This is a genomic window from Azoarcus sp. L1K30 (assembly GCF_018122735.1).
GTDB lineage: Bacteria > Pseudomonadota > Gammaproteobacteria > Burkholderiales > Rhodocyclaceae > Parazoarcus.
Window position 1 is genome coordinate 4,000,626 of sequence record NZ_JAGRRD010000001.1, and the last position, 19,449, is coordinate 4,020,074.

The window sequence follows — 19,449 nt, forward strand, 5'->3', positions numbered from 1 at the left end:
ATCGACGCTGCGCCGGAAGAGAAGGCACGTGGTATCACGATCAACACGGCCCACGTCGAGTACGAGACGGCTTCGCGCCACTACGCGCACGTTGATTGCCCGGGTCACGCCGACTACGTGAAGAACATGATTACCGGTGCGGCGCAGATGGACGGCGCGATCCTGGTGTGCTCGGCCGCTGACGGCCCGATGCCCCAGACCCGCGAGCACATCCTGCTGGCGCGTCAGGTCGGTGTGCCGTACATCATCGTGTTCCTGAACAAGTGCGACATGGTCGACGACGAAGAGCTGCTCGAACTCGTCGAGATGGAAGTGCGCGAGCTGCTGTCGAAGTACGACTTCCCGGGCGACGATGTGCCCATCGTCAAGGGTTCGGCGCTGAAGGCGCTCGAAGGCGACCAGTCGCCGATCGGCGAGCCGGCGATCTTCGCGCTGGCCGATGCACTCGACAGCTACATCCCGACGCCCGAGCGCGCCATCGACAAGCCCTTCCTGCTGCCGATCGAGGACGTATTCTCGATCTCGGGTCGCGGCACGGTGGTGACGGGTCGCGTCGAGCGCGGCGTGGTCAAGGTCGGTGAGGAAATCGAGATCGTCGGCATCAAGGCCACGGTCAAGACCACCTGCACCGGCGTGGAAATGTTCCGCAAGCTGCTGGACCAGGGTCAGGCCGGCGACAACGTTGGCGTGCTGCTGCGCGGCACCAAGCGTGAAGACGTCGAGCGTGGTCAGGTGCTGTGCAAGCCGGGTTCGATCAAGCCGCACACCCACTTCACCGGTGAAGTGTACGTGCTGTCGAAGGAAGAAGGCGGACGTCACACTCCGTTCTTCGCCAACTACCGCCCGCAGTTCTACTTCCGTACCACGGACGTGACCGGTTCGATCTCGCTGCCCGAAGGTACCGAGATGGTGATGCCGGGCGACAACGTGTCGATCACCGTCAAGCTGATCGCCCCGATCGCCATGGAAGAAGGTCTGCGTTTCGCGATCCGCGAAGGCGGTCGTACGGTTGGCGCCGGTGTCGTCGCCAAGATCATCGAGTAAAGGCGGTCGTACGGTTGGCGCCGGTGTCGTCGCCAAGATCATCGAGTAACAACCATTCGTGCGGAGCCATAGGGTTCCGCACTATCGCTCTTTGGGAACAAGATCATGCAAAGCCAGAAAATCCGCATCCGTCTGAAAGCTTTCGATTACCGTCTGATCGACCAGTCGGCGCTTGAAATCGTCGATACCGCCAAGCGCACCGGCGCCGTCGTGCGTGGCCCCGTCCCGCTGCCGACGCGTATCGAGCGTTTCGACCTGCTGCGTTCGCCGCACGTCAACAAGGCATCGCGCGACCAGATGGAAATCCGTACTCACCAGCGTCTGATGGACATCGTCGATCCCACCGATAAGACCGTCGATGCGCTGATGAAGCTGGATCTGCCGGCCGGTGTGGATGTCGAGATCAAGCTTCAGTAAGTCCAGGCTTGCATTTCTTTCGATAGGGCCGGTATAATCCGGCCCTTGTGCCTTTTGGCGCAATTTATTTGTTCGACCCCCGGTCAATCGAAACCGGGAATCAGGAGAAAAAAATGAGTCTAGGCCTTGTAGGGCGCAAGGTCGGCATGACTCGCATCTTTGCCGAAGATGGTAGAACCATCCCGGTGACGGTGCTTGACGTGTCCGACAACCGTGTGTCCCAGATCAAGACGCCTGAAACCGACGGTTACTCCGCGGTTCAGGTGGCTGTGGGTAAGCGTCGCGCTAGCCGCGTCGTCAAGTCTCTCGCCGGGCATCTTGCCAAGGCGGGTGTCGAGCCCTGCCGCATTCTGCGCGAATTCCGCGTGGATGCAGAACAGATCGCTGCCTTCAAGGCGGGTGATGCTGTTGGTGCAGACCTGTTTGCAGTCGGCCAGAAGGTCGATGTGACGGGCGTGAGCATCGGTAAGGGTTTTTCTGGTGTCCAGAAGCGTCATAACTTCGCATCGAACCGCGCGTCGCACGGTAACTCCGTGTCGCATAACTCGCCGGGTTCGATTGGTATGGCGCAGGATCCAGGTCGTGTGTTCCCGGGTAAGCGCATGGCCGGTCAATACGGCAATGTTCAGCGCACCACGCAAGGTCTCGAGATCGTGCGTGTGGATGTCGAGCGTCAGTTGCTCCTCATCAAGGGTGCGGTTCCGGGCTCCAAGGGTGGCGACGTTGTCGTTCGTCCCGCGATCAAGGCTTGAGGGCGGATACGCAATGGAACTGAAACTATTGAATGATCAGGGTCAAGCTGCGTCGACGCTGCAGGCGTCGGATGTGCTGTTTGGTCGTGAATACAACGAAGCGCTGATTCACCAGCTCGTGACTGCCTATCTGGCAAATGCGCGCTCGGGCAATCGTGCGCAGAAGGGCCGTGCGGAAGTCAATAAGTCGACCCGCAAGCCGTTCCGCCAGAAGGGTACGGGTAACGCCCGTGCCGGTATGGCGTCCAGCCCGCTGTGGCGTGGCGGCGGCAAGATCTTCCCGAATTCCCCTGATGAGAACTTCTCGCAGAAGGTCAACCGCAAGATGTATCGCGCCGGCGTGGCGGCGATTCTCTCGCAGCTGGCTCGCGAAGACCGCCTTGCCGTGGTCGAGGATTTCAGCGTCGAGGCGCCGAAGACCCGCATGCTGGTGCAGAAGCTCAAGGGTATGGGTCTGGACTCCGTGCTGGTGATTACCGATGGCCTGGACGAGAACCTGTTCTTGTCCTCGCGTAACCTGAATCAGGTGTTGGTGCTCGACGTTCACGAAGCGGATCCGGTTTCGCTGGTGCGTTTCCCTAAGGTGCTGGTCACCAAGGGTGCGCTGGCCAAGATGGAGGAGTCGTGGCAATGAGCGCAATTAGCCAGGAACGTCTGCTGCAGGTTCTGCTCGCACCGCAGATTTCGGAAAAGGCGACTTACGTCGCCGACAAGAATGAACAGGTTGTGTTCAAAGTTGCTTCCGATGCCACCAAGCCCGAAGTGAAGGCAGCTGTAGAGCTGCTGTTCAAGGTCGAGGTCAAGTCGGTTCAGGTCCTGAATGTCAAGGGCAAGGTCAAGCGCTCCGGCCGTACGATCGGTCGTCGCAAGGACTGGAAGAAGGCCTTCGTCTGCCTCAAGCCCGGCCAGGAAATCAACTTTGTGGCCGGGGAGTAATCAATCATGGCACTGGTAAAACTCAAGCCTACTTCCGCCGGCCGTCGTTCGATGGTCAAGGTGGTGAACCCTGATCTGTACAAGGGTCGTCCGTTCGACGGGCTGCTCGAGAAGAAGATCAGCAAGGCGGGCCGCAACAACACGGGTCGCGTTACCGTGCGTCACCAGGGTGGCGGCCACAAGCAGCACTATCGCGTGATCGATTTCCGTCGCAACAAGGACGGCATCGTGGCCAAGGTCGAGCGTATCGAGTACGACCCCAACCGCTCAGCGAACATCGCCCTGCTGTGTTATGCCGACGGCGAGCGTCGCTACATCATCGCGCCGCGTGGCGTGGTGGTGGGGCAGTCGATCGTCAGTGGCGTCGAGGCGCCGATCAAGGCCGGCAACGCACTGCCGATTCGCAACATTCCCGTGGGTTCGACCATCCACTGTGTCGAGATGATGCCGGGCAAGGGTGCGCAGATGGCGCGCGCGGCCGGTACGTCGGTGCAGCTGCTGGCGCGCGAGGGCGTGTATGCCCAGCTGCGCCTGCGTTCGGGTGAAATCCGTCGGGTTCATATCGAATGTCGCGCAACGATTGGCGAAGTCGGTAACGAAGAGCACAGCCTGCGCAAGATCGGCAAGGCGGGTGCAAACCGCTGGCGTGGTATTCGCCCGACGGTTCGTGGCGTGGCCATGAACCCGGTGGATCACCCGCATGGTGGTGGTGAAGGTCGTACCGGCGAAGGTCGCGTTTCGGTCAGTCCGTGGGGCACGCCTGCCAAGGGTTATCGTACCCGCAGCAACAAGCGGACCGACACGATGATCGTGCAGCGTCGTCACAAGCGTTAAGGGGTAACAGATGGCACGTTCTATTAAGAAAGGCCCGTTCATCGACGCTCACCTTCTGAAGAAGGTCGACGCCGCGCGGGCGAGCAACGACAAGCGCCCGGTCAAGACCTGGTCGCGTCGCTCCACCGTTCTGCCCGACTTTGTCGGTCTGACCATTGCAGTCCATAACGGTCGCCAGCACATTCCGGTCTACGTGTCCGAGAACATGGTTGGCCACAAGCTGGGCGAATTTGCTCTGACGCGTACCTTCAAGGGTCATGCGGCGAGCAAGAAGGCGAAGAGGTAATCATGGAAACCAAGGCAATTCTCCGTGGTGTCCGCCTCTCGGCGCAAAAGGGTCGGCTCGTGGCTGACCTCGTGCGCGGCCGTCCTGTCGGCCAGGCGCTCAATGTGCTGACCTTCTCGCCGAAGAAAGGCGCGAAGATCATCCGCAAAGTGGTCGAGTCTGCAATCGCGAACGCAGAACACAACGACGGTGCTGACATCGACGCACTGAAGGTCAAGACGATTCATGTGGAAGAGGGCACGACCCTCAAGCGCTTCACCGCGCGTGCGAAGGGCCGGGGAAATCGTATTTCCAAGCCGACCTGCCACATTTACGTGACCGTTGGCGAGTAAGGAGTACATATGGGTCAGAAAATACATCCCACCGGATTCCGCCTCGCCGTCACGCGTGACTGGACTTCCCGTTGGTACGCTTCGAGCCAGGATTTTTCGAAAATGCTTCAGGAAGATCTGAAGGTTCGGGACTACCTGAAGAAGCGTCTCTCGCATGCATCCGTGGCGCGTGTCGTGATTGAGCGTCCGGCCAAGAATGCCCGCATCACCCTGTACAGCGCCCGCCCGGGTGTGGTGATTGGCAAGAAGGGTGAAGACATCGAAGCGCTCAAGCGCGATCTGCAACAGATCGTCGGGGTGCCGGTTCATGTGAACATCGAAGAGGTGCGCAAGCCCGAGATCGATGCCAAGCTGATCGCCGACTCGATCGCGCAGCAGCTGGAAAAGCGCATCATGTTCCGTCGCGCAATGAAGCGTGCGATGCAGAATGCCATGCGCCTGGGTGCGCAGGGCATCAAGATCATGAGTGCCGGTCGTCTGAACGGCGCCGAGATCGCGCGGACCGAGTGGTATCGTGAAGGTCGTGTGCCGCTGCACACCCTTCGTGCAAACATCGATTACGGTGTTTCCGAAGCCAAGACCACCTACGGCATCATCGGCATCAAGGTCTGGGTTTATAAGGGCGAGATGCTTGGCCGCAACGAGCAGCCGGTGGTCGCTGAACCCGAAGCCGATAACCGCCGTGGCCGCCGTGGCGCGCCCCGTGATGGTGAAGGCCGTCCGGGTCGTCGTCCCGCTCGCCGCGAAGATAGCAGGAGTGAATGATGCTGCAGCCGTCGAGAAGAAAGTATCGTAAGGAGCAGAAGGGCCGCAACACGGGTGTTGCCACCCGTGGCGCCAAGGTGAGCTTTGGTGATTTCGGCCTGAAGGCGGTCGGTCGTGGTCGTCTGACCGCACGTCAGATTGAAGCGGCTCGTCGTGCCATGACCCGCCACATCAAGCGTGGTGGCCGGATCTGGATCCGCATTTTCCCGGATAAGCCGATTTCGCGTAAGCCGGCTGAAGTTCGGATGGGTAACGGTAAGGGCAATCCCGAGTATTGGGTCGCTGAGATCCAGCCGGGCAAAGTGCTCTACGAAATGGATGGTGTTGACGAGACGCTCGCGCGTGAAGCTTTCCGGCTTGCTGCCGCCAAGCTCCCGCTCGAGACCGTATTTGTGACCCGTCAGTTGGGGCAAGCATGAAAGCGAGTGAACTCCGCGCCAAGAGCGCTGATGAATTGAACCAGGAGTTGCTCGAGCTGCTGAAGGCGCAGTTTTCCCTGCGCATGCAACATGCAACACAGCAGCTGGGCAACACGAGCCAAATGGGTAAGGTGCGACGCGACATCGCGCGTGTCCGTACGCTCCTTCGCGAAAAGGCGGGTGTCTAATGAGCGAGCAAGCAGAAAAGGTTCGCCGCGCCCTCGTCGGGCGCGTGGTGAGCGACAAGATGGACAAGACGGTGACCGTTCTCGTTGAGCGTCGGGTCAAGCACCCGCTGTACGGCAAGATCATTACCCGTTCTGCCAAGTACCATGCACACGTCGAAAATGGTGCCGCCACGCAGGGCGACCTCGTCGAAATCGAAGAGTGTCGTCCCTTGTCGCGCACCAAGACCTGGCGTGTCACGCAAGTGCTCGAAAAAGCACGTGTGATCTGATCAGGTTGGTTTGCAATTTTTGCAAGAACAGCTTGGCGCTTTAGCGCCAAGCTGTTATACTTTCAAATCTTGCTCCGGGATTCGTCGGGGCATCCTACCCTGACGGGTTCCAATACTGACCGCGCTGCGGGATAAGTTGGAGATAAATTCATGATTCAAATGCAGTCCAGGCTCGATGTAGCCGACAACACCGGCGCGCGTTCGGTGATGTGCATCAAGGTGCTCGGCGGCTCCAAGCGTCGTTATGCCGGTATCGGTGACATTATCAAGGTTACCGTTAAGGATGCTGCGCCGCGCGGCCGTGTCAAGAAGGGTGATGTCTACAACGCCGTTGTTGTGCGTACCGCCAAGGGTGTCCGCCGTCCGGATGGCTCGCTGGTCAAGTTCGACAACAACGCTGCTGTGCTTTTGAATAACAAGCTTGAGCCCATCGGTACCCGCATTTTTGGGCCCGTGACGCGTGAGCTGCGCTCCGAGCGGTTCATGAAGATCGTCTCGCTGGCGCCTGAAGTGCTCTGAGGAGTCGATGAGATGAACAAGATCCGCAAGGGTGATGAAGTTGTGGTGCTGACCGGCAAGGACCGGGGGCGCCGTGGCTTGGTGCTGCGTCGCGTCGATGACGAGCATCTGGTGGTTGAGGGTGTCAATCGGGTGAAAAAGCATGTTCGCCCGAATCCTCTCAAGGGTGAGGTCGGTGGCATCGTCGAGAAGGATATGCCGATCCATGTTTCGAACATCGCGCTGTTCAATCCCGCATCGCAGAAAGCTGATCGCGTCGGGATCAAGGTGCTTGAGGATGGCCGCAAGGCGCGCTTCTTCAAGTCGAATGGCGAGCTGGTGGATGCCTAAGGAGTGACAATGGCTCGCTTGCAACAAGTTTACAAGGACGCTGTGGTGCCTGAGCTGCTGAAGCAGTTCAGCTACAAGTCCGTGATGGAAGTTCCGCGTATCACCAAGATCACCCTCAACATGGGTGTCGGTGAGGCAGTTGGCGACAAGAAAGTGCTGGAGCACGCGATTGGTGACATGACCAAGATTGCCGGTCAGAAGCCGGTTGCCACGAAGGCTCGCAAGTCGATCGCCGGCTTCAAGATTCGTGACGGCTACCCGATTGGCTGCATGGTGACGCTGCGTGGACCGAAGATGTACGAGTTCCTCGATCGTCTCGTGACCATTGCGCTGCCGCGTGTTCGTGACTTCCGCGGTATTGCTGCCAAGGGTTTCGATGGTCGTGGCAACTACAACCTGGGCGTCAAGGAACAGATCATTTTCCCGGAAATCGAGTACGACAAGATCGACGCGCTCCGCGGTATGAACATCAGCATCACGACGACGGCCAAGAGTGACCAAGAAGCGCGTGCGCTTCTGGGTGCATTCAAGTTCCCGTTCAAGAATTGAGGGTGATATGGCGAAACTGGCTCTGATTAATCGTGAAGAGAAGCGTCGCAAGACGGTGGCGAAATTCGCTGCCAAGCGCGCTGCGCTGATTGCACAGATTAACGATATGAAGCTGTCGGACGAAGAACGCATGACGGCTCGTCTTAACCTGCAGCAACTGCCGCGCAATGCAAGCCCGGTGCGTGAGCGTAATCGTTGCGCGCTGACGGGGCGGCCCCGCGGTGTTTTCCGCAAGTTTGGTCTGTGCCGTAACAAGTTGCGCGAAATTGCATTCCGCGGCGAAGTGCCTGGCATGACCAAGGCGAGCTGGTAAGGAGAATAGATAATGAGTATGTCCGATCCTATCGCCGACATGCTGACGCGTATTCGCAATGGGCAGCAAGCCCAGAAAGCGAACGTGAGCATGCCTTCGTCGAAGCTGAAGGTCGCAATCGCCAAGGTGCTGCAGGACGAAGGCTATATCGACGGCTACGTCGTGCGCGAGTCTGCAGGCAAGGCCGAGTTGGAGCTTGCCCTCAAGTATTATGCGGGCCGTCCCGTGATCGAGCGTATCGATCGCGTGAGCCGTCCGGGGTTGCGCGTATATAAGGGCAGCGATGACCTGCCGCGCGTGATGAATGGTCTGGGTGTTGCCATTGTGTCGACCCCCCAAGGTGTGATGACCGATCGTGCTGCCCGTACCAATCGGGTTGGCGGTGAAGTCATCTGCCTCGTGGCCTAAGGAGGAATCTTATGTCTCGTGTAGCTAAGAATCCGGTCGCCATTCCGAGTGGTGTCGAGGTTACGATCTCGGCAGCCGAAGTTGCGATCAAGGGGCCGCTGGGTACGGTTCGTCAGGCACTGAGCGCGGCGGTTGTGCTCGAACGTGACGGCGACAATCTGGTCTGCAAGGCACGCGAAGGTGTGCCCAATTCCGGTGCGATGTCGGGTACCGTGCGTTCGCTGGTGAACAACATGGTCATCGGCGTGACGAAGGGCTTCGAGCGCAAGCTCAACCTGGTGGGCGTCGGTTATCGTGCCCAGGCCCAGGGCGACAAGTTGAATCTCTCGCTGGGTTTCTCCCATCCCGTGGTGCATCAGATGCCCGCCGGTGTGAAGGCTGAAACTCCCACTCAGACCGAGATCGTGATCAAGGGTATCGACAAGCAGCAGGTCGGTCAGGTTGCGGCCGAGGTACGGGCATACCGCGCTCCCGAGCCCTATAAGGGCAAGGGCGTCCGTTATTCGGACGAAGTGGTTGTGCTCAAGGAAACCAAGAAGAAGTAAGGCGGTTCGTCATGAACAAAAAAGAAACTCGTCTTCGCCGTGCGCGTAAAACTCGCGCCAAGCTCGCGGAGCTCAAGGCGGTGCGCCTCACCGTGTATCGTTCGAATGCGCACATGTACGCGCAGGTGATTTCCGGTTGTGGCTCCCGCGTGCTCGCGGCAGCGTCGACCGTGGAGCCTGCGGTTCGTGCCGAGCTCGCCAACGGTGGCAATAAACAAGCAGCAGCAGTGGTCGGCAAGTTGATTGCCGAGCGTGCCAAGGCTGCCGGGATCGAGACGGTTGCGTTTGACCGCTCGGGCTTCCTCTACCATGGCCGCGTCAAGACGTTGGCTGAGGCTGCCCGCGAAGGCGGCCTTAAGTTCTAAGCGAGGATTCGAATGGCTAAGCAGCAAACCAAGCGCCCGCAAGCCTCCGACGAGCGCGACGACGGAATGCGTGAAAAGATGGTCGCGATCAATCGCGTGACCAAGGTTGTGAAGGGCGGCCGGATTCTCGGTTTCGCCGCTCTGACCGTGGTCGGCGATGGCGATGGCGGCATCGGCATGGGCAAGGGCAAGTCGCGTGAAGTGCCGGTTGCGGTGCAGAAGGCAATGGACGAAGCCCGGCGTAAGCTCTCCAAGATCTCCCTCAAGAACGGTACGCTCCAGCACACCGTCATTGGCAAGCATGGCGCCGCTTCGGTGCTGATGCAGCCGGCACCCCAGGGTACCGGAATCATCGCCGGCGGTCCGATGCGTGCCGTGTTCGAGGTGATGGGCGTGACCGACATCATCTGCAAGTGCATCGGTTCGACCAACCCGTACAACGTGGTTCGAGCCACGATCAACGGGCTGATGGCGATCAACACCCCGGCGGAAATTGCTGCCAAGCGTGGCAAGTCTGTCGAAGAGATCCTGGGGTAAGCGATGACCGACAAGAAGATTAAGGTCACCCTCGTGAAGAGCGTGATCGGTACCAAGCAATCACACCGTGCGACCGTTCGTGGTCTGGGCCTGCGTCGCCTGCACCACTGCGTCGAGTTGGTCGATACGCCGGAAGTTCGCGGCATGATCAACAAGGTGTCCTATCTGGTTAAGTACGAGGCTTGATATGCGCCTGAATACGATTAAACCGGGCGCTGGCTCGAAGTTTGCCGCCAAGCGCGTCGGACGCGGCATCGGCAGTGGCCTGGGCAAGACCTGCGGTCGCGGTCACAAGGGGCAGAAGTCCCGTGCCGGTGGTTTTCACAAGGTCGGTTTCGAAGGTGGTCAGATGCCCCTTCAGCGCCGTCTGCCGAAGCGCGGCTTCGTGTCCCTGACGCGCGCCCGCAACGCCGAGGTTCGTCTGTCCGAGTTGGCTGCTTTGCCGGTCGATGAAGTCGATCTGCTGGTTCTGATGCAGGCCGGCGTCATTCCGGCTGATTCGCTATCCGCAAAGGTCATTCTTTCGGGCGAGATCAGCAAGAAGGTCGTGCTGCGTGGCGTCGGGGCAACCGCCGGTGCGCGTGCTGCCATCGAGGCGGCCGGCGGCTCGGTCTCTGCAGAGTAAGCAAAGGTACGATTGTGGCCAAACCAGCTGCCGCGGTAGGGAATGCCGGGCGCTTTGGTGATCTCAAGAACCGGCTGTTCTTTCTGCTCGGTGCCTTGATTGTTTATCGCCTGGGCGCACATATTCCTGTTCCCGGAATCGATCCCCAACGACTTGCGGAGCTCTTCCAGTCGCAGTCGGGGGGGATCCTTGGGGTCTTCAACCTTTTCTCGGGCGGAGCGCTTTCGCGCTTCACGATCTTTGCGCTCGGGATCATGCCTTACATTTCTGCCTCCATCATCATGCAGTTGATGACGGTCGCGGTGCCGCAGTTCGAGGCGCTGAAGAAGGAAGGTGAGGCTGGTCGGCGCAAGATCACCCAGTACACGCGTTACGGTACCCTGGTGCTGGCGTTTGCGCAGTCCCTCGGGATTGCAATGGCACTTGAAGGGCAGGCTGGACTGGTGCTTGATCCGGGCCTGATGTTCCGCCTGGTGAGCGTGGCGACGCTGGTCACGGGAACGATGTTCCTGATGTGGCTGGGTGAGCAGATCACCGAGCGTGGTATCGGCAACGGCATCTCGATCATCATTTTCGCCGGCATTGCGGCGGGGTTGCCGAAATCGATTGGCGGGTTGTTCGAACTGGTTCGTACCGGGGCGATGCATCCCTTCACGGCGTTGCTGATCTGCGTATTGGTGGTGGCCGTCACCGGCTTCGTGGTGTTCGTGGAGCGTGGGCAGCGAAAGATTCTGGTCAATTATGCCAAGCGGCAGGTCGGCAACAAGGTGTACGGGGGACAGAGTTCCCATCTGCCCCTGAAGCTGAACATGTCAGGCGTGATCCCGCCGATCTTCGCGTCGAGCATCATTCTCTTTCCGGCGACGCTGGGTCAGTGGTTCGGAGCTTCCGAGAGCATGCGATGGCTGCGTGACATCTCATCGACACTGGCGCCAGGGCAGCCGATTTACGTGATGCTGTATGCGTTGGCAATTGTGTTCTTCTGCTTTTTCTACACGGCGCTGGTTTTCAATGCCCGTGAAACAGCAGACAACCTGAAGAAAAGTGGTGCTTTCGTTCCGGGAATTCGTCCGGGAGATCAAACCGCACGGTATATCGACAAGATCCTGATGCGACTGACCCTCGCGGGTGCGGTTTACATCACCTTGGTCTGTCTTCTGCCGGAGTTTCTGATTCTGAAGTGGAACGTGCCTTTCTACTTTGGCGGAACGTCACTGTTGATCATCGTGGTGGTTACGATGGACTTCATGGCCCAGGTGCAGGCGTACGTGATGTCGCACCAGTATGAAAGCCTGTTGAAGAAGGCAAACTTCAAGGGAGCGGGACTCCCAATCAGGTAAGTGGCGATGGCGAAGGAAGACGTTATCGAGATGCAGGGGGAGGTTCAGGAGAATCTTCCCAATGCAACGTTCAGGGTGAAGCTCGAGAACGGGCATATGGTTCTCGGACATATCTCCGGGAAGATGCGGATGCATTACATCCGGATCCTTCCCGGGGACAAGGTAACGGTTCAACTGACGCCGTATGACCTGACCAAGGGTCGGATCGTATTCCGGACCAAGTAGAAGATATTAGAAACAGGAGCAAAGCATGAGAGTTCAGGCTTCAGTAAAGAGGATCTGCCGTAATTGCAAGATCGTCCGTCGCAAGGGTGTGGTGCGGGTCATCTGCACGGATCCGCGACACAAGCAGCGCCAGGGTTGATCTTGTCAGTCCCAGGTATTAAAATTTAATGTTTAGCGTTTTGGGGTAAACGAATGGCCCGTATTGCTGGGGTAAACATTCCCAACCACAAGCATGCCGAGATCGCGCTGACCGCTGTCTATGGGATCGGCCGTTCGCGTGCTCGGAAAATTTGCGATGCTGCTGCCATCGGCCGCTCGGTGAAGGTCAAGGATCTCACCGAGTCGGACATGGAGAAGCTGCGCGATGAGGTGGCTCGGTTTGTGGTGGAAGGCGACCTGCGTCGCGAAGTGACCATGAACATCAAGCGTCTGATGGACCTGGGTTGCTACCGTGGTGTCCGTCACCGTCGTGGTTTGCCGTGTCGCGGTCAGCGCACCAAGACCAATGCACGTACCCGCAAGGGCCCGCGCAAGTCGATCGCCGGCAAGAAGTGATAGGATTTTATTATGGCTAAGACTGCAACAAAGGTCCGCAAGAAGATCAAAAAGAACGTGGCAGAAGGGATCGTCCACGTTCACGCGAGCTTCAACAACACGATCATTACGATCACTGACCGTCAAGGCAATGCGCTTTCCTGGGCAACCGCTGGCGGCGCTGGCTTCAAGGGTTCGCGCAAGAGCACGCCGTTTGCTGCTCAGGTCGCTGGCGAAGCGGCTGGCAAGGTGGCGCTGGAATGCGGCATCAAGAATCTTGAAGTGCGCATCAAGGGTCCCGGCCCCGGGCGTGAGTCTGCTGTTCGTGCGCTGAATGCACTGGGGATCAAGATCTCCAGCATCACCGACATCACGCCGATTCCGCACAACGGCTGCCGTCCGCCCAAGAAGCGCCGTATCTGACAAGGAGTTGAAACGTGGCTCGTAATCTCGACCCGAAGTGCCGTCAGTGCCGTCGCGAGGGTGAAAAACTGTTCCTGAAGGCTGAGAAGTGCTTCACCGATAAATGTGCCATCGAGCGTCGCGCCTATGCGCCCGGCCAGCATGGTCAGCGTTCCGGTCAGCGTCTTTCCGGCTATGGCGTTCAGCTGCGCGAAAAGCAGAAGATCCGCCGACTCTATGGTGTGCTTGAAGCGCAGTTCCGCCGGGTCTATTCCGAAGCGGATCGCCGTCGCGGTCAGACGGGTGAAAACCTGCTGCAACTGCTCGAAGGACGTCTCGACTCCGTGGCCTATCGGATGGGCTTCGGCGGTTCGCGTGCCGAATCGCGTCAGGTCGTGCGTCATAACGGCGTGCTGGTTAACGGCAAGCGCGTGAATATTCCGTCGTACCTGGTCAAGCCGGGCGACGTGGTTGAACTCGTTGAGCGCGTTCGCGGTCACCTGCGTGTCAAGGCTGCGCTTCAGGCCGCCGAGTCGCGCGGTTTCCCGGAGTGGATCGAGATGGATACCAAGGCTGGTAAGGGTGTCTTCAAGGCCTATCCGCAGCGTAGCGAACTGCCGCCCACAATCAATGAAAGTCTGGTTGTGGAACTGTATTCCCGGTAATCGGGAATCGAGCTTCTAGTTCCGAGGAAATGTAGATGCAAAGCAATGCACTGCTGAAACCACGCATCATCGACGTCCAGAGTATCTCGCCGGTTCAGGCGCGAGTCACGATGGAGCCGTTCGAGCGTGGCTTCGGCCATACCCTGGGAAATGCGCTGCGGCGCATTCTCCTTTCCTCGCTGCCTGGGCACGCAGCGACGGAAGTGACGATCGAAGGCGTCCTGCACGAGTACTCGACGCTGGACGGCATGCGCGAAGATATCGTCGACCTGCTGCTCAACCTGAAGGGCGTGGTGTTCAAACTCCACAACCGTAGCGAGGCGACGCTCAGGCTCGTCAAGTCGGGTGAGGGGCTCGTGACTGCGGCAGATATCGAGACGGGTCATGACGTCGATATCATCAACCCGGGGCATGTCATTGCGCATCTTGCACCGGGTGGCAGTCTCGACATGCAGATCAAGATCGAGGAAGGGCGCGGTTACGTGCCCGGCAACAGTCGCCCGGCAAATGCCGAAAGCAAGACGATCGGACGCGTCGTACTCGATGCGTCGTTCAGCCCGGTGCGCCGCGTCAGCTATCTCGTAGAGAGCGCTCGCGTGGAGCAGCGTACCGACCTCGATCGTCTGGTGATCGATATCGAGACCAATGGCGCCGTCGATCCTGAAGAGGCGATTCGGTATGCCGCTCGCGTGCTAATGGATCAGTTGTCGGTGTTCGCGGATCTCGAAGGCACGCCCGTCACTGACGTGGTCAAGCCTGAAGTGACGATTGATCCGGTACTGTTGCGTCCGGTGGACGATCTCGAATTGACGGTGCGTTCGGCCAACTGCTTGAAGGCCGAGAACATCTATTACATCGGCGATCTGATCCAGCGTACCGAGACGGAACTGCTCAAGACCCCGAATCTGGGGCGCAAGTCGCTGAATGAAATCAAGGAAGTGTTGGCCACTCGCGGGCTGACCCTGGGGATGAAACTGGAAAACTGGCCGCCGGCCGGGCTTGAGAAGCTCGGTTAAACGGTATCAGTGAAGTGAGGAATTAATATGCGTCACCGTAATGGTCTTCGCAAGCTGAACCGGACCAGCAGCCATCGTCAGGCGATGTTCCGTAACATGGCCAACGCGTTGCTGCGCCATGAAGTTATCAAGACGACCCTTCCGAAAGCGAAGGAACTGCGTCGCGTGGTTGAACCGATGATTACGCTGGGCAAGAAGCCGAGCCTTGCAAATCGTCGTCTGGCCTTCGATCGCCTGCGTGATCGTGATATGGTCGTCAAGCTGTTCGACGCGCTGGGTCCCCGTTACGCTGCGCGTAATGGCGGTTACCTGCGTATCCTGAAGTGCGGTTTCCGTGATGGCGACAATGCACCGATGGCCTACGTCGAACTGCTGGATCGTCCCGATGGCGAACTTGCGGTTGAAGAGGAAGCTGTTGCTGCCTGAAGCGGGTCTTTGTAAAATTCGCTTGGTATAAGAAAAGGTCGGGGATACCCGGCCTTTTTTTTGTCCATTCGTTCGCAACGGGGAAATGCAGATGAGCGTGATTCTGGTGACCGGTGGCGCCGGCTATATCGGTTCGCATACGTGTCTCGAGCTACTCAGAGACGGGCACGAGGTGGTCGTGGTCGACGATTTTTCGAACGCTTCGCCACTTGCGCTGGCACGTGTCGAGGCCCTCGCAGGGCGCCGTTTCCTCGGTGTTGCCGAGATCGACGTGCGCGATCGTGTGTCCCTGCGTGCGGTCTTTCGTGCGCATCGAGTCGATGGCGTCATCCACTTTGCCGCGAAGAAGGCGGTGGGCGAGTCCGTGCGCGAACCATTGGCGTATTACGATAATAATCTGGGTGGTCTGGTCGCCTTACTCGACGTGATGGGCGATGAAGGGGTGAAGCGGATCGTCTTCAGTTCCTCGGCCACAGTGTATGGCGATCCGGCCTCGGTGCCGATCACCGAAGACTTTCCGACTTCAGCCACCAATCCCTATGGCCGTACGAAGCTGATGAGCGAGCAGATCCTGTCTGATCTCGCGGCAGCCGATCCGCAGTGGAAGGTGGTGTTGCTGCGCTACTTCAACCCCGTGGGGGCGGATGAAAGCGGGCGCATCGGAGAGGATCCGAGGGGGATCCCGAATAACCTGATGCCCTACGTAAGCCAGGTGGCGGTGGGGCGGCTCAAGGAGCTCCAGGTGTTCGGCAGTGACTATCCGACAGCGGACGGTACGGGGGTACGTGACTATATCCATGTGGTCGATCTGGCGCGAGGGCATGTGGCTGCCGTGGAACGCTTTGATGCCCTGCCTTCGGTGGCGGCAATCAATCTCGGCACAGGCTGCGGATACAGCGTACTGGATGTGGTGCGTGCGTTCGAAAGGGCATGCGGCCGCCCCATTCCCTACCGGATCGTGCCGCGCCGGGCAGGCGATGTCGCGCAGTGTTGGGCAGACCCGACTCTCGCACGGGAACTGCTGGGCTGGCAGGCCAGCCGCGGCCTGGATGAAATGTGCGAAGACGCCTGGCGGTGGCAGCAGGCCAACCCCGAGGGATACCGCGATCGCTAGCGCGCGAGGTGTTACCAGTTGCGGCGGATGCGGTTCTTGTATTGGACGTCATGCGGCAGTACGCCCTGCATGGCATCGAGATGGACACGAAAAGCCTCGGTCGCCTTGGCGAGGTCAGCCGGTGAGAGATGAGGCAGTTCGCGTTGGCGTGCGGTCATTCTGGCCAGTTGCTCGAAGGCGAGCTTGCGTGCGCCTTCGTCCGCCGGGAGGAATACGCCCAATCCGGCATCCTTGAGCGTCTTGAGGAACTGGATGCGGCGCTCGACCCTTTCAGCGTATTGCGCGCTTGCCGTATGTTGGGGCTCTGTCATGGCAGTATCCGATCAAGTGGTCCTGCCCCTATCCTCGTGCCGAATCGTCGGTTGGGCAAGCGCTGGTGACGAGTCGAGTGTAAAGGTTCATGTCGCTTCAGGCGAAAGTGCTTTGGCAAGGTAGCGGCCGGTGTGGCTGGCCGGGCAGGCGGCGACGGCTTCGGGAGGCCCTGCGCACACGATCAGGCCTCCGCCGCTGCCGCCTTCCGGGCCGAGGTCGATGATCCAGTCCGCCGTCTTGATCACGTCGAGGTTGTGTTCGATGACGACAATGGTATTGCCGTGATCGCGCAGGCGCAGGAGGACTGTCAGCAGCAACTCGATATCCTGGAAATGGAGGCCAGTGGTGGGCTCGTCGAGGATGTAGAGTGTGCGTCCCGTGTCTCGCTTCGACAGTTCGAGTGCGAGCTTGACACGCTGGGCTTCACCCCCTGACAGCGTTGTCGCACTTTGCCCGAGGCGGATATAGGAGAGCCCCACGTCGGCAAGGGTTTCGAGCTTGCGCGCAATGGCGGGGACGGGACGGAAAAATTCGAGCGCCTGTTCCACGGTCATTTCAAGGACGTCATGGATGGTGCGGCCCTTGTAGCGAATTTCCAGTGTTTCGCGGTTGTAGCGTTTGCCATGGCAGATATCACAGGGCACGTACATGTCGGGAAGGAAGTGCATTTCCACCTTGATCATGCCGTCGCCCTGGCAGGCTTCACAGCGGCCCCCCTTTACGTTGAACGAGAAGCGTCCGGCACTGTAGCCTTTCGCCCGGGCATCCGGTACGCCAGCGAACAATTCCCGGATCGGAGTCATCAAGCCGGTGTAGGTCGCGGGATTGGAACGTGGGGTGCGGCCGATCGGCGACTGATCGACGGTGATGACCTTGTCGAAGGCTTCGAGCCCCTCGACCGCGTCGCAGGCAGCAGGCTCGCTGTTCGATCCGTATAGCGTCTGCGCCGCCATTGCCGCCAGGGTGTCGTTGATCAGGGTGGATTTTCCCGAACCGGATACGCCGGTCACGCAGGTAAACAGGCCCACCGGCACCGTGCAATCCACGCGCTTCAGATTGTTGCCGCGAGCGCCACGAAGATGAACCAGGCGCGCCGGATCAGGCGCCACGCGTTTGGGCGGAACAGGGATCCGTCGCCGTCCCGACAGGTAGTCGGCGGTGACCGACGACACCGAAGCCATGACCTCCTCCGGTTTGCCGCAGGCCACGATGTGACCACCATGTTCGCCGGCGCCCGGGCCCATGTCGACGAGATAATCGGCGCTGCGGATGGCATCCTCGTCATGCTCGACCACGATCACGGTGTTGCCGAGGTCGCGCAGCCGGCGCAGCGTTTCGAGCAAGCGGTCATTGTCTCGCTGATGCAGGCCGATGGAGGGCTCGTCGAGCACGTACATCACGCCCGTCAGGCCCGAACCGATCTGGCTGGCGAGTCGAATCCGTTGCGCCTCTCCACCCGAGAGCGTGTCCGCGGAGCGATCGAGAGACAGGTAATCAAGCCCGACATTGTTCAGGAAACTGAGGCGGTCCGAGACCTCCTTGACAATCTTCTCGGCAATGCGCGCGCGCTGCCCGTCCAGCTTCAATTGGTCGAAAAAGGCCTTGCATTCGCCGAGTGGCAGACGACTGACGGCGGGTAGCGGCTGGCCGCCGATCAGCACATGGCGTGCATCGCTGCGCAGCCGACTGCCTTCGCAGGCGGGGCAGGTGCGTGTACTGCGATACTTGAGCAACTCCTCACGTACCGCAGCGGAGTCGGTTTCCCGCAAACGACGTTCGAGGTTGGGAATGATGCCTTCGAACGGGTGCTCCTTTGCGACCATGCGTCCGTTGTCGGCCATATACACGAAGGCGATCCTGTCCTTGCCCGAGCCATGCAGAATGATCTCGCGAACCGTGGGCGGCAAGGCCTCGAATGGCGTCTCGATGTCGAAGTCGTAATGCGTCGCGAGGCTGGACAGCATCTGGAAATAGAACTGATTGCGCCGGTCCCAGCCCCGGATTGCGCCCGACGCGAGTGACAGGTCCGGGTGCGCAACGACACGCTGCGGATCCAGGAAGCCGATCTGCCCGAGACCGTCGCAAGTCGGGCAGGCGCCGGCGGGGTTGTTGAAGGAAAACAGGCGTGGCTCCAGTTCTCCGAGGGCGAAGCTGCACACCGGGCATGCAAAACGGGCAGAAAACAGGTGTTCGTTACCGGTGTCGATCTCGAGCGCAATCGCACGTCCATCGGCATGGGTGAGCGCGGTTTCGAACGATTCGGCGATCCGTCCACGCATATCGGAACGGACCTTGAAGCGATCGACGACCACATCCACCGTGTGGCGCCGCCCTTTTTCCAGGGCAGGCATGGTGTCGAGCTCGTATACCTCGCCATCCACGCGGACGCGCACGAAGCCCTGCGCACGCAGTTCGGAGAACAGGTCTTGCTGCTCGCCTTTGCGTCCCGCGACGACGGGGGCGAGGATCATCAGGCGCGTATCGGCTGCCAGACCGAGAACATGATCGACCATCTGGGCGACGCTCTGGGCTTCGAGCGCATGCTCGGGGTGATCCGGGCAGTGAGGTGTGCCGGCCCGGGCATACAGCAGGCGCAGGTAGTCGTGAATCTCGGTTACCGTGCCGACGGTGGAGCGCGGGTTGTGGCTCGTCGCCTTCTGTTCGATCGAGATCGCCGGAGACAGGCCTTCGATCAGATCGACGTCCGGCTTTTCCATCAGCTGCAGAAACTGCCGGGCGTAGGCCGACAGCGACTCCACGTAGCGACGCTGCCCTTCCGCGTACAGGGTGTCGAAAGCGAGAGACGATTTTCCCGAGCCGGACAGGCCGGTAATGACGGTCAGCCGGTTGCGCGGAAGGTCGAGATCGACGTTCTTGAGATTGTGCGTGCGGGCACCGCGGATGCGGATGTCGTCCATGAGCGTGGCTGCGCAAGGGGTAACGTGAAACTATATAAGAGAGAAGGCGCTCCGGGCCAATGTT

At 59.7% G+C, this 19,449-nt stretch carries 33 protein-coding genes; 31 read left to right on the forward strand and 2 right to left on the reverse strand.

Features of this window, described 5'->3' with window-relative positions:
* The 31 genes from tuf to galE form a co-directional block, all read left to right on the forward strand.
* Positions 1-1,044 (forward strand): elongation factor Tu (tuf, locus tag J5J83_RS18250; protein ID WP_212351366.1); only part of this gene is annotated, 1,044 nt, incomplete at its 5' end.
* Positions 1,045-1,149: 105 nt separating this feature from the next.
* Positions 1,150-1,461 (forward strand): 30S ribosomal protein S10, encoded by a 312-nt coding sequence (gene rpsJ / locus J5J83_RS18255; protein ID WP_108949535.1) that lies wholly within the window; start codon positions 1,150-1,152, stop codon positions 1,459-1,461.
* Between the two features lie 113 nt (positions 1,462-1,574).
* Entirely contained in the window at positions 1,575-2,213 is a 639-nt protein-coding gene (rplC, locus tag J5J83_RS18260) for a 50S ribosomal protein L3 (protein ID WP_212351367.1), read from the forward strand.
* A 13-nt stretch (positions 2,214-2,226) separates the two neighbouring features.
* On the forward strand, positions 2,227-2,847 hold the full coding sequence (gene rplD, locus J5J83_RS18265) for a 50S ribosomal protein L4 (protein ID WP_212351368.1): 621 nt from the start codon (positions 2,227-2,229) through the stop codon (positions 2,845-2,847).
* Positions 2,848-2,852: 5 nt separating this feature from the next.
* On the forward strand, positions 2,853-3,149 hold the full coding sequence (rplW, locus tag J5J83_RS18270; RefSeq protein ID WP_349251954.1) for a 50S ribosomal protein L23: 297 nt from the start codon (positions 2,853-2,855) through the stop codon (positions 3,147-3,149).
* 6 nt (positions 3,150-3,155) lie between these two features.
* Positions 3,156-3,983, forward strand: coding sequence for a 50S ribosomal protein L2 (gene rplB / locus J5J83_RS18275; protein ID WP_212351370.1), 828 nt, complete (start codon positions 3,156-3,158; stop codon positions 3,981-3,983).
* A 10-nt stretch (positions 3,984-3,993) separates the two neighbouring features.
* Positions 3,994-4,269, forward strand: coding sequence for a 30S ribosomal protein S19 (rpsS, locus tag J5J83_RS18280; RefSeq protein ID WP_108949530.1), 276 nt, complete (start codon positions 3,994-3,996; stop codon positions 4,267-4,269).
* 2 nt (positions 4,270-4,271) lie between these two features.
* Entirely contained in the window at positions 4,272-4,601 is a 330-nt protein-coding gene (rplV, locus tag J5J83_RS18285) for a 50S ribosomal protein L22 (RefSeq protein WP_249115777.1), read from the forward strand.
* Positions 4,602-4,610: 9 nt separating this feature from the next.
* Positions 4,611-5,366 carry a 30S ribosomal protein S3 gene (gene rpsC, locus J5J83_RS18290; protein WP_108949528.1) on the forward strand — a complete coding sequence of 252 codons (756 nt, stop codon included), beginning with the start codon at positions 4,611-4,613 and terminating at the stop codon, positions 5,364-5,366.
* Entirely contained in the window at positions 5,366-5,785 is a 420-nt protein-coding gene (gene rplP / locus J5J83_RS18295; RefSeq protein WP_212353397.1) for a 50S ribosomal protein L16, read from the forward strand. Before rpsC ends, rplP begins: the two co-directional genes overlap by 1 nt.
* Positions 5,782-5,973, forward strand: a complete 192-nt coding sequence (gene rpmC, locus J5J83_RS18300) for a 50S ribosomal protein L29 (RefSeq protein WP_212351371.1) — start codon at positions 5,782-5,784, stop codon at positions 5,971-5,973. Before rplP ends, rpmC begins: the two co-directional genes overlap by 4 nt.
* The gene (rpsQ, locus tag J5J83_RS18305) at positions 5,973-6,242 is read left to right on the forward strand and encodes a 30S ribosomal protein S17 (RefSeq protein WP_212351372.1); all 270 of its coding nucleotides are present in this window, start codon (positions 5,973-5,975) and stop codon (positions 6,240-6,242) included. Before rpmC ends, rpsQ begins: the two co-directional genes overlap by 1 nt.
* A 150-nt stretch (positions 6,243-6,392) precedes the next feature.
* Positions 6,393-6,761, forward strand: a complete 369-nt coding sequence (gene rplN / locus J5J83_RS18310) for a 50S ribosomal protein L14 (protein WP_004258229.1) — start codon at positions 6,393-6,395, stop codon at positions 6,759-6,761.
* A gap of 12 nt (positions 6,762-6,773) precedes the next feature.
* Positions 6,774-7,091, forward strand: a complete 318-nt coding sequence (gene rplX / locus J5J83_RS18315) for a 50S ribosomal protein L24 (protein WP_212351373.1) — start codon at positions 6,774-6,776, stop codon at positions 7,089-7,091.
* A 9-nt stretch (positions 7,092-7,100) separates the two neighbouring features.
* On the forward strand, positions 7,101-7,640 hold the full coding sequence (gene rplE, locus J5J83_RS18320; protein WP_212351374.1) for a 50S ribosomal protein L5: 540 nt from the start codon (positions 7,101-7,103) through the stop codon (positions 7,638-7,640).
* A gap of 7 nt (positions 7,641-7,647) precedes the next feature.
* A complete protein-coding gene (gene rpsN, locus J5J83_RS18325) occupies positions 7,648-7,953 on the forward strand; it encodes a 30S ribosomal protein S14 (RefSeq protein ID WP_212351375.1) in 306 nt (101 codons plus the stop codon).
* A gap of 12 nt (positions 7,954-7,965) precedes the next feature.
* Positions 7,966-8,361, forward strand: coding sequence for a 30S ribosomal protein S8 (rpsH, locus tag J5J83_RS18330; RefSeq protein ID WP_212351376.1), 396 nt, complete (start codon positions 7,966-7,968; stop codon positions 8,359-8,361).
* Between the two features lie 11 nt (positions 8,362-8,372).
* Positions 8,373-8,906 carry a 50S ribosomal protein L6 gene (gene rplF, locus J5J83_RS18335; protein WP_212351377.1) on the forward strand — a complete coding sequence of 178 codons (534 nt, stop codon included), beginning with the start codon at positions 8,373-8,375 and terminating at the stop codon, positions 8,904-8,906.
* Between the two features lie 11 nt (positions 8,907-8,917).
* Complete coding sequence (gene rplR / locus J5J83_RS18340; RefSeq protein WP_212351378.1) at positions 8,918-9,271, forward strand: 50S ribosomal protein L18; 354 nt, start codon at positions 8,918-8,920, stop codon at positions 9,269-9,271.
* 12 nt (positions 9,272-9,283) lie between these two features.
* Positions 9,284-9,808 carry a 30S ribosomal protein S5 gene (rpsE, locus tag J5J83_RS18345; protein ID WP_212351379.1) on the forward strand — a complete coding sequence of 175 codons (525 nt, stop codon included), beginning with the start codon at positions 9,284-9,286 and terminating at the stop codon, positions 9,806-9,808.
* Positions 9,809-9,811: 3 nt separating this feature from the next.
* Positions 9,812-9,994 (forward strand): 50S ribosomal protein L30, encoded by a 183-nt coding sequence (gene rpmD / locus J5J83_RS18350; RefSeq protein WP_212351380.1) that lies wholly within the window; start codon positions 9,812-9,814, stop codon positions 9,992-9,994.
* A gap of 1 nt (position 9,995) precedes the next feature.
* Positions 9,996-10,433 carry a 50S ribosomal protein L15 gene (gene rplO / locus J5J83_RS18355; protein WP_212351381.1) on the forward strand — a complete coding sequence of 146 codons (438 nt, stop codon included), beginning with the start codon at positions 9,996-9,998 and terminating at the stop codon, positions 10,431-10,433.
* Positions 10,434-10,447: 14 nt separating this feature from the next.
* The gene (secY, locus tag J5J83_RS18360; protein ID WP_212351382.1) at positions 10,448-11,773 is read left to right on the forward strand and encodes a preprotein translocase subunit SecY; all 1,326 of its coding nucleotides are present in this window, start codon (positions 10,448-10,450) and stop codon (positions 11,771-11,773) included.
* 6 nt (positions 11,774-11,779) lie between these two features.
* Positions 11,780-11,998, forward strand: a complete 219-nt coding sequence (infA, locus tag J5J83_RS18365; RefSeq protein WP_212351383.1) for a translation initiation factor IF-1 — start codon at positions 11,780-11,782, stop codon at positions 11,996-11,998.
* A 25-nt stretch (positions 11,999-12,023) separates the two neighbouring features.
* Positions 12,024-12,137, forward strand: coding sequence for a 50S ribosomal protein L36 (gene rpmJ / locus J5J83_RS18370; RefSeq protein WP_212351384.1), 114 nt, complete (start codon positions 12,024-12,026; stop codon positions 12,135-12,137).
* A 53-nt stretch (positions 12,138-12,190) separates the two neighbouring features.
* Positions 12,191-12,553: a 30S ribosomal protein S13 gene (gene rpsM, locus J5J83_RS18375; protein ID WP_212351385.1), complete on the forward strand. Its 363-nt coding sequence runs from the start codon at positions 12,191-12,193 to the stop codon at positions 12,551-12,553.
* 12 nt (positions 12,554-12,565) lie between these two features.
* Positions 12,566-12,955, forward strand: a complete 390-nt coding sequence (rpsK, locus tag J5J83_RS18380) for a 30S ribosomal protein S11 (protein ID WP_212351386.1) — start codon at positions 12,566-12,568, stop codon at positions 12,953-12,955.
* A gap of 14 nt (positions 12,956-12,969) precedes the next feature.
* A complete protein-coding gene (gene rpsD, locus J5J83_RS18385; protein WP_212351387.1) occupies positions 12,970-13,599 on the forward strand; it encodes a 30S ribosomal protein S4 in 630 nt (209 codons plus the stop codon).
* A 35-nt stretch (positions 13,600-13,634) separates the two neighbouring features.
* Positions 13,635-14,615: a DNA-directed RNA polymerase subunit alpha gene (gene rpoA / locus J5J83_RS18390; RefSeq protein ID WP_212351388.1), complete on the forward strand. Its 981-nt coding sequence runs from the start codon at positions 13,635-13,637 to the stop codon at positions 14,613-14,615.
* 27 nt (positions 14,616-14,642) lie between these two features.
* On the forward strand, positions 14,643-15,041 hold the full coding sequence (gene rplQ / locus J5J83_RS18395) for a 50S ribosomal protein L17 (RefSeq protein ID WP_212351389.1): 399 nt from the start codon (positions 14,643-14,645) through the stop codon (positions 15,039-15,041).
* Between the two features lie 91 nt (positions 15,042-15,132).
* A complete protein-coding gene (galE, locus tag J5J83_RS18400) occupies positions 15,133-16,155 on the forward strand; it encodes a UDP-glucose 4-epimerase GalE (RefSeq protein ID WP_212351390.1) in 1,023 nt (340 codons plus the stop codon).
* Positions 16,156-16,166: 11 nt separating this feature from the next.
* On the opposite strand, the gene J5J83_RS18405 is transcribed toward galE, so the two are convergent.
* Entirely contained in the window at positions 16,167-16,466 is a 300-nt protein-coding gene (locus tag J5J83_RS18405) for a hypothetical protein (protein ID WP_212351391.1), read from the reverse strand.
* Positions 16,467-16,553: 87 nt separating this feature from the next.
* Positions 16,554-19,385 carry an excinuclease ABC subunit UvrA gene (gene uvrA, locus J5J83_RS18410; protein ID WP_212351392.1) on the reverse strand — a complete coding sequence of 944 codons (2,832 nt, stop codon included), beginning with the start codon at positions 19,383-19,385 and terminating at the stop codon, positions 16,554-16,556.
* Between the last annotated feature and the right edge of the window lie 64 nt (positions 19,386-19,449).